General features: G+C 41.2%; 12 protein-coding genes. 2 read left to right on the top strand and 10 right to left on the bottom strand.

Going from position 1 to position 8,461, the window contains the following annotated elements; genetic code table 11:
* The 10 genes from JGK39_RS31905 to JGK39_RS31950 form a co-directional block, all read right to left on the bottom strand.
* Positions 1–945: hypothetical protein (locus JGK39_RS31905; protein ID WP_293296293.1), on the bottom strand; the 945-nt coding region annotated here is incomplete at its 3' end.
* Positions 942–1,862, bottom strand: a complete 921-nt coding sequence (locus JGK39_RS31910) for a hypothetical protein (RefSeq protein ID WP_293258795.1) — start codon at positions 1,860–1,862, stop codon at positions 942–944. The genes JGK39_RS31910 and JGK39_RS31905, both read right to left, overlap by 4 nt.
* Positions 1,863–1,865: 3 nt before the next feature.
* Complete coding sequence (locus tag JGK39_RS31915) at positions 1,866–2,420, bottom strand: hypothetical protein (RefSeq protein ID WP_293258796.1); 555 nt, start codon at positions 2,418–2,420, stop codon at positions 1,866–1,868.
* 1 nt (position 2,421) lies between these two features.
* Positions 2,422–3,681 (bottom strand): replication initiation factor domain-containing protein, encoded by a 1,260-nt coding sequence (locus JGK39_RS31920; RefSeq protein WP_293258797.1) that lies wholly within the window; start codon positions 3,679–3,681, stop codon positions 2,422–2,424.
* Position 3,682: 1 nt separating this feature from the next.
* Positions 3,683–4,876, bottom strand: coding sequence for a zonular occludens toxin domain-containing protein (locus JGK39_RS31925; RefSeq protein WP_293258799.1), 1,194 nt, complete (start codon positions 4,874–4,876; stop codon positions 3,683–3,685).
* A complete protein-coding gene (locus JGK39_RS31930; RefSeq protein WP_293258802.1) occupies positions 4,876–5,232 on the bottom strand; it encodes a hypothetical protein in 357 nt (118 codons plus the stop codon). The genes JGK39_RS31925 and JGK39_RS31930 overlap by 1 nt, the downstream gene beginning before the upstream one ends.
* Entirely contained in the window at positions 5,229–5,429 is a 201-nt protein-coding gene (locus tag JGK39_RS31935; protein ID WP_293258804.1) for a hypothetical protein, read from the bottom strand. The genes JGK39_RS31930 and JGK39_RS31935 overlap by 4 nt, the downstream gene beginning before the upstream one ends.
* Positions 5,430–5,437: 8 nt before the next feature.
* Entirely contained in the window at positions 5,438–5,620 is a 183-nt protein-coding gene (locus tag JGK39_RS31940; RefSeq protein WP_293258806.1) for a hypothetical protein, read from the bottom strand.
* Positions 5,621–5,623: 3 nt separating this feature from the next.
* On the bottom strand, positions 5,624–5,914 hold the full coding sequence (locus JGK39_RS31945; protein ID WP_293258808.1) for a hypothetical protein: 291 nt from the start codon (positions 5,912–5,914) through the stop codon (positions 5,624–5,626).
* Positions 5,915–6,033: 119 nt separating this feature from the next.
* Positions 6,034–6,612, bottom strand: a complete 579-nt coding sequence (locus JGK39_RS31950; protein ID WP_293258810.1) for a hypothetical protein — start codon at positions 6,610–6,612, stop codon at positions 6,034–6,036.
* Positions 6,613–7,414: 802 nt separating this feature from the next.
* Here JGK39_RS31950 and JGK39_RS31955 point away from each other — a divergent pair.
* Both JGK39_RS31955 and JGK39_RS31960 read left to right on the top strand, forming a co-directional pair.
* On the top strand, positions 7,415–8,038 hold the full coding sequence (locus tag JGK39_RS31955; protein WP_293258812.1) for a TraX family protein: 624 nt from the start codon (positions 7,415–7,417) through the stop codon (positions 8,036–8,038).
* Between the two features lie 30 nt (positions 8,039–8,068).
* On the top strand, positions 8,069–8,461 hold a 393-nt coding region (locus tag JGK39_RS31960), incomplete at its 3' end, for a DUF192 domain-containing protein (RefSeq protein ID WP_293296295.1).

The raw sequence follows: 8,461 nt of genomic DNA on the forward strand, positions 1-8,461 counted from the left end.
ATCGATCGAAGCAGCAAACCAAGTCGTAGGAAAATTGCCCCACTCAACAACAAAAGTAGCGCCACTCTCGACGGCAATACCATGAAACAAATAAGCCTGATAAGCAACAATCGCACGTCGCAACCTTTCAGGAACAATTGTTTCAATACGCTCCATGGAAAAAGAACGGTCAAGCCTGACTCCACCGTAAGCAATACGGGGTTTCCAAAGGCGATCGTAAATCGAAAACTCAGAAATGCCCCAAGGGACGCGATGACGGCGAGAGAATTCGCCCAAAGCAGGAATAAGCCAAAAATGATACTGCCACCAATAAGAATCAATCCACTGCAAATGTATTTGAAGCCCAATTTCAAATCGCAGCGCGGGATACTTAGCAGCGAGCTCCAAAAACCAACGGGTGAAACTATCAAAACTGCGGCGATCGGAAAACAGCATATAAGGCTCAGAAACTATCACCCGCGAGCCCATGGGAAGCTTAGTTAAAAAACCGTGCAAAATCGCCACGACAGAAGAATCTAAATCGGAACCTAAAAAATCACGATTGGTAAGATACCAATCATCTAAAGTAAAACATTTATAATTAGAAATTCGTTTGTCATTAAAACCAATTCTGTGAGCGCAACAGTTACGAGTTTTGCACCACTTAGCAAGCCTAGTAGAAGGCTGCTTCCAATCAGGTCTAAGTTGAAATTCAGGAAGAAATAAATCAAAATTAGGCTCAATATTTGCCCATGCAGGACGAATTTCATAGTTATCGCGTTCAGCAGTATTGTAAATTCTAAATCCAGCAACAATAGTCCCGAACTGAATCGGAGATTTAAATTTAAAAAACTGAAAATAAAATTCAGCATAAAATACAACAAAACACAATAATAAAAGGGTACTTACATTAAGTATAAATCCCAGCATTAAACCTTTAATCAACAATTTTTTAATTTTAATCATTTAACTTTACGACTCCATCCAGGACGCCAACCACGACATTCAGAATCAGTCTGCTCAGCTTTCCAATAACCTTTATCCCAACCTGTGACAGATTCTAAATTTTTCCAGTCATTATCAACTAAGCCACGAAAACGATCGCCGTTAACTAAATAATAAGAAATAGCGCGCGATCGTACAAAATCTTTAGGCAAAAAGGGATTGTATTGAATGTCTGGAGGTAAATCGGGCGCATCCTGAGAATAAGCGACTATAAAGCAACCTTTAGAATCCGAAGCATTGCCCCCAGGAGAAGCCCAGAGCACCTGAACCCACACTTTTTTACCGGGTGGACAATTTGGGGAAGAACAAGCAGGATAAGTTTGGAATTGAGGTTGAGGAGGAGGCTGAGGAGGTAAAGGAGCCAGAAGCATAAGTCTATTAAATTCTCGCCCTTGACACTCATTACGAGGAGAACAAATAGTAGAAATGCAAGTAAAACCTTGAATGCCACCACCATCACAAACAACACAAGAACGAGACTCGGGTTGACTAGCACAAGTTGCCTTAGATTGTTGAGCAGAACTTAAAGCAAATGCTTGAGCTTCAAACAAATAGTTTTTATAAGGACCATCAGTGTAAGCTTTAGCTAAAGTTTGCCAAGCTGCAAGAGCTACACGATTAGCATTATCTATAGCCCGCATTTGAGCGCGATAAGCCTCACATTCAGGGGTGCCAGCTCCCGCCCCCCAAAATCCTGTTACAGATACTAAAAGAGCAACTATCGGCAGCCAAATGCTAGCAATACTGCCCAAACCAAATCCGACAAGATAAGCAGCAGTACGAACCGAAAGCAAAGCTACAGAAGTAGCGACTATCGGTGAAGCTTGAGTTACTAAAATCCTCAATCCACCAGCTAATTTTGCAAACCGCAGCAGCATAAATCATTTTCTAGTAAGCTTCCAAGCCTTAACCAAAGCAGCAATTGACATAATAGGAATACCAGTATTGTACATCACCACCGCAGCGTAGCGCAAAATAGGCGAATTAGTTGACTCAATTGCTGCAATCATCAATGCTGGAATCCGAATTGAATCAGGCGACTGCGGCATTAAATTTATAGCAGCAGAAGTCGCGCTAGTTAACAAGCCACCAACACCAGCATTCTTGTTGAACAAACAAGCGTACTGTTCAAGTTCAGCAGGAGTTAAAGCTCGCCGCCAAGTGTTAGCTATCCAATAGGCATCGGGATTAAATGTCGTAGATTCTCCCCTCGAAGACACCAACTCCAAAGGCTTGTTTTCAGCCCTAATATCCCTGGTATAAAAAGACGCACAAAGTCCAGCTAAGTCTGTACCTGTTGGCACGTTGCCCATACCGTAAGCCGCTGAAATCATTTCTTTCGATTCTGTCTGCACCATCTGAAAAGTACACCAAGTGTAAACTGGCGGCGGTGGCGGTGCAGTTGCTAAATAAAATGGCAGTAAAAATTGAATCACTTCAATCACCAAATATAAATTTAATCCCAAGCCCCATAATCACAAAAGGCCGCAGCGCATTGACAATCATTCCAGGCAAACAAATACGATCAAAGTTCAAACCAGAATTGATCTGGAAGCACCCGTCACCGACGGCATTTAAATAAGCCTGCTCCGCAGCGTTGGGCATAGCAATGTCGATCGGAAATTTCTGCACCATCTGAGAACCGAGCGAAACGGGTGCAGGTGAAGCAGGACAAACCAAATTAGAAGCAGTCGCCCCAGAAGTTTGCAGCAATATAAAAAACATCGCTGCAACAGTCACGCCTAAAAATCTAGCATTGGCAATAATGCTGCGGTGGCGCGGCTTCATTCGGAGTTTGCCGGCCGCCAATACCGATCGCATAAATTCATCATATTTCTCGCTACCCATAAATTCCTCCAACATAGCAAAAGTAGCGCTGTGCCGCCAAACAAACGCAACTGAGCGCTCAATATCCAAATGCAACTGCGGCGCGGGAACGCTAACGGGCCCGTATTTGTAACTTTTGAAAAAATCAACATCGCTGCGCGATCGCACAAAATTAATCTGCCCGCAAACTATACCGTTTAGCAGCGCAGGCAAATCAGCAGGAAGCGAATTAGCAATTTGCCGCATAATCCACTCAGCGCGCGATCGCTTAAACTCAACCTCCAACCGATCGCAGTCAACCCCATCTATATTTTTATCGTAAATGCGAACGAAGCGATCGGACTCGCGCGACCCCAAGTAAACAGTTGTACCGGGCCGGTTGCCACCGCGAGTCATAACCCGCCGCACAGTTCGATAGCCGACAAGCAAACCGTCTTCAATAAAACCTTCCCAATAACGTAGCGACAATCTAGGTGACTGAAGCGGAAAATCCAAAGCTATATCAATGCGGTTGGCAATAAACTTGTGCTCGAGCTGAGCGCACAGCAAAAGTGAACGAACAGTTTCAAAAGTCACAGAATCAAAAGCAGAACCGTTTAAATCAACAAAATAACAGTGAAAAACATCAGTTCCACCAGATGGCGCATAGCGAACGCCCATCAAAGAACCTTGAAATTCATAAACCTCGTGCCAAATCTTATTTAAAGCCAATACATTAGTATCGCGCACGTCGGACATCTGCTGCTGTTTCTTTTCAAAAGGCAATTGAATTATCGAACAAAGAGTACGAATTTGTCGGGAGGAAGAACTTTCAAACTGAAACCGCAACCAATGAATTCTAATATTGCGAGGCAAATAATCTTGCTGCATATTATTTAAATATCCTAAAAGGCAAATAAAAAGCAACGCCCGTCAACAGTAAGAATGCAATCAGATTTTTAGGTAAGAAAAAATTCATGAATACCAATAACACTATCCATAAAATAACGCCCACGAAAATATTCCAAGTAATTTTGTAACTATCTTTTGTTTCTTTATCCATACTTTGCCAAATCAACCACTCTCTAGTAATTCGCAGATCTAATCTATTCAATCCCCTGTGACTGGTAGCAGGTAACAAATTCCATAAGAATAAAGTTTGCCGCTGAAAACAGTGAGGCCCAGGAAACGGAATTTCACCCTGCAACTTCCAAGCCACAAACGGAACATTAATCGAAGCTTCAGAAATTCGCTTTTTCTTAAAACGATCGGCTTTGTAGTAAGTGTCTAACATCTGCTCAATTTGAACAAATGTATGTCCGGCTTCAATCAACTCAGAATGCGAAAGCTCTTTAGAGTCTGAATCAATTATACAAGGATAATATCTAAATCCAGATTTTTTATCAAACTTAGAAGTTTCTAAATCTTGCTCCTCAAGCAAGCCAAAACTATCGTAAGTATAAAAAGTCTGAGCATCGTGGCAATTAATTATCCCTTTCCAGTGCTTAGTAGCAAGTACCCAAACTTTCACGGGATTTTTGCGAACTTTAGGGTCTCTAAACCAAACCTCAAACTCCGAGGGTTGAAAAAGATGAACATCTTTAAATAAAAGGCGCTCATTTCTCAACTTGTTATCCCATATAGCAACCCCCTCAGCATAAAGTATATCGGAGCATATTTGATGAATCGAAGAATGGACTTGAGAAGGATATTGAGCTGCATAAACTATATGCTGAGCCCTTTTGCGATTGTTAGCTACTGCATTAAAAGCCTCGGGCGGTAAAGTCCAACTCTGAGCGCTGGGAGCATACAGTCCCATCTCATCCAATAAAATTACTGCATTTTTAATTTGCAAGAATTGAGCAAAATTCTTGTTAACTGAAACATAATAAACAATCCCTTTCGGAATGTTTTCCCAAAGCCAACAAAGGTTATTAACTTTGCAATAATAAGCCAAATTTAACGGGTCGAGGCAAAAGTTAGTTACGAGTTTAAGTTGGTACTTTTCAGCAATTCTCAACCCGTGCTGAAGCATCAGCAAACTTTTACCCCGACCCGGAAGCCCGTAAATAGCAGTAAAGGGCATTAAACCCGGCTCAGAACCATGTTAAGAACTCGAAGAGTCACCATAAATCCCATGGGAGCGAGGGCGACGCCAAAAGCAGCTAAGCCAATACCGTCGATGGCTTTAATCATGTTGATTGCATTTGTCACGCCAGAAGCAATAGAAGCAGCAGCACCCGCAGAAGCATCAGCAGCACCCGTACCAGTACCAGTACCCTGAGCGCTAGAAGGTCCAGCAGTAGCAATCGCACCGCCAACTCCTAAAACGGCTCCACCAACAGCAACAGACTTAGCAGCTTTAGAAGCCTCAAATTTGTAGAACAAATCGTTCAACTTCTGAACTTGCTCGCGATCGATCGTAAAAATATCTGCGGTCATTTTAATTGCTCCTGAATGTGTGGAATCAAACACTGTTCGAGAATGAGGTTTTGAAGATAAAGTACCCCGACCCCAACCGTTAACGACAAGATAAGCAAAGACAACAAAATAGTATTTGCATCAATAATCTTAATCAGTAACGCAAGGTACTTGTCAATGGTGGCCACCACCGCATCTATAGGTTCTTTAACATTCATAATTTAACTTAATCCAAAAAACGTTTGGCAAGAACTATAAAGGCATGGGTGGAAGTAGCGGCAAGGGCAGCTTTCATAGCCCAATCCATAGAATACTGAATTACTGGCTTAATGTCTTCCTTGATAAAATTCATAGCCTCAACAGCGCCCGGTACAGTAGCAATATGCACTGAAAGTAAAAAAGCCAACATTTATTAAGACCTCATGCGAATCGCAATTCCAAAAGCAGCAGCAATCGCCATGCTACCAAAATGGTCTGCTATAAAATCTTGAGTGGTACTTTTCATATCAGATGCAAAACTTTCTGGACTGCCCAGCAAACTTTGCATATTTGCCACGGCTTGAGCGCCAGTTATGCGATCGGTTGCTATTGCAGAGCTGAAAGAATTGCCCAATAGCCAAAACAAACTACAAAGAAAAGCACAATATGCGGGAGCACGCTGAGCAAAACAGTTAGCAAATCGATATCGGGCGTCATTGTTCATACTAAAAATCAACAAACAGTCGAACAACTCGAAGAATTAGCGCTAAACAAAAAAACTGAGTTAGCAAAATAAAAAGGTTCGACCAGATAAACGACACTATCAAAGGGATTAAATCAGAATTACTGGTTGCTGTTGCTAGTATCTTCATGTTCCTCCTCTTCATAAGATGGAGTAGTTTTTTTCATGCGCTTCCAGTGTCCCTTTGTTATTGAAAATTGAGCAAAAAATTCCTTCGCAACATCGTTAACATTATCGCCAGCAGCTTTAAGTGAAGCATCCCAGTAAGGAGTTACCGTTCCGCCCATATTCATCGCAGCCGGCTTAGCAGAAAGAAGGAGCCAATAAAATTCGCCCTCTATCAAAAAACTTGTATTGAGCGAAGGAACAATGGAAGCTTTACAGTTGTAAGGATTGGGTACACCAGACGCTACCATATTAAGCGGACTTTCAATAGAAGTGCTATTGTCAAACTTGGTCAGCGGCATCGGGCTAGTCTGAAGGTAAGGCAAAAACAGAAAAGCTTTAACATTACCAGATTGATTTGCTTCAGCACCACCCCAGCGACCCCAAGTCAAAAATAAGGGAAATCCAGCAACGTTAGTCGTTTTCATTCCTGCAGAAGCAGCACGAGCCTCTGGAGTTTGAACCAAACTAAACATTTTATCTAACAGTTCGCGACCGTCATTACTTATTGACATCTATTTTTTCCGCTGGTTGTATTTTTACCACAACTTATCCGACGAACTTTAACGAGCAGGCTGCGAAGCAGGTTTAGGAGTAACTGCAGGAGCAGGAACCGGAACAATTGTCGTTGTTGGCGGCGGAGGCGGAATCGATCGGGGTGCCGCTTTTCATTCCTGCAGAAGCAGCACGAGTCTCTGGAGTTTGAACCAAACTAAACATTTTATCTAACAGTTCGCGACCGTCGTTACTTATTGCCATCTATTTTTTCCGCTGGTTGTATTTTTCCCACAACTTATCCGACCAACTTTGACGAGCAGGCTGCGAAGCAGGTTTAGGAGTAACTGCAGGAGCAGGAACCGGAACAATTGTCGTTGTTGGCGGCGGAGGCGGAATCGATCGGGGTGCCGCCAAATCAATAAATTTAAGGTAAATCAATTATAAATATTAGACAACAGTATTATCGCGTATCTTTTTTATTACCAATTTTACAAAAATTTAAGGTTGCGTTTTAAAAATAAATTGTATAAAGTTGTAAAATCACAATCTAAAATGAAACTGTATGACTTATATGAGCACAGTTGACATACTTTTGCTTAAAATACTCAACAAAAAAACTTGCGGTAAAAGCATCAGAGAAATTCAAAACGAGCTCAGAACAGTAAATATCAACCTTTGTCAAAGAGGGATATATCAGCGGTTAGAGCGAATGAAAGAACGCCAGCTTGTTGCAAGAAAGTGGGAAAAAAAAACTAGGTTGTATGCGATTTTAGACGCGGGAAAATTTAAGTTAGTCATATTTCAGGAACAATTAAGAGCATGAGTCAAAATCAAATTAAGTGGCTGGCAACAATATTAATGTTTGTCAATCACGTTGGAATTTTAATTGAAGTAGAACCGCTAATAATTATCGGTAGACTGAGTTTTCCGCTATTTGCATGGGTTTTTGCTCAAAATTGGCAAAGACAAGGCGAAAAAGAAAGCTTAATAAATAGACTGTTGTTATTTGGAATAATTTCACAAATTCCATATATATTGCTATTTAACAAATCGCAAGTAAATATAATGTTTAGTTTTGCTGCTGTCGCAATCGCATTTCAATATATCCACAAATTCGATCGCAAAATCTCAATACTAACAATCAGCTTAATTAGCGTACAAATTCTAAAAATAGACTACGGCTGGTATGCAATAGCATGCTCAGTAATGATGGTGGGTTTCAAAAACAACAGGCTTTGGTGGATAGGGTGGACTGCAACAAATATAATTTATACAATTACCACTGGGTGCTGGTATCAAATTTTTGCAACGCTCGCACCATTAATTTTGACACATCACAATCCAAAATGCGATCGCAAACCAAACGCAATCGAAAAAAAATTTTTCTACTATTTCTATCCAATCCACATGATTGGACTAGCCGCACTGCGAGCAATCATCTAAATATTCCTCACTTAAAAATCTCAAACCGCTATGAAATGTCAAATCCAATTGTTAGCCACTAGCATAATTTTATTCCTAACAGGATGCTCGCAGCCCGAAATAACGTCCGGGCAAACTTTGCCCGTCTCAGCAAAAACTCAAATAAATAACCAAATAATCGAACTTGAAGTTGCCAAAACACCAAAAGAGAAAGCTACAGGCTTAATGTACAGAACTTCTTTAGAAAGTAACAGAGGAATGCTGTTTGAATTTAAGCCAGCTCAAAAACTAAACTTTTGGATGAAAAACTGCAAAATTCCTTTAGACATGATTTTCTTACGAGATGAGGTAGTCGAAACTGTTTCAGCAGACAATCCACCCTGTACTACCAATCCTTGCCCCAACTACGCACCCAACAAACCTATCGATCGAGTAATCGAACTA

This window comes from Microcoleus sp. PH2017_12_PCY_D_A, from assembly GCF_020738565.1.
In the GTDB taxonomy this organism is placed as follows: Bacteria; Cyanobacteriota; Cyanobacteriia; order Cyanobacteriales; family Microcoleaceae; genus Microcoleus.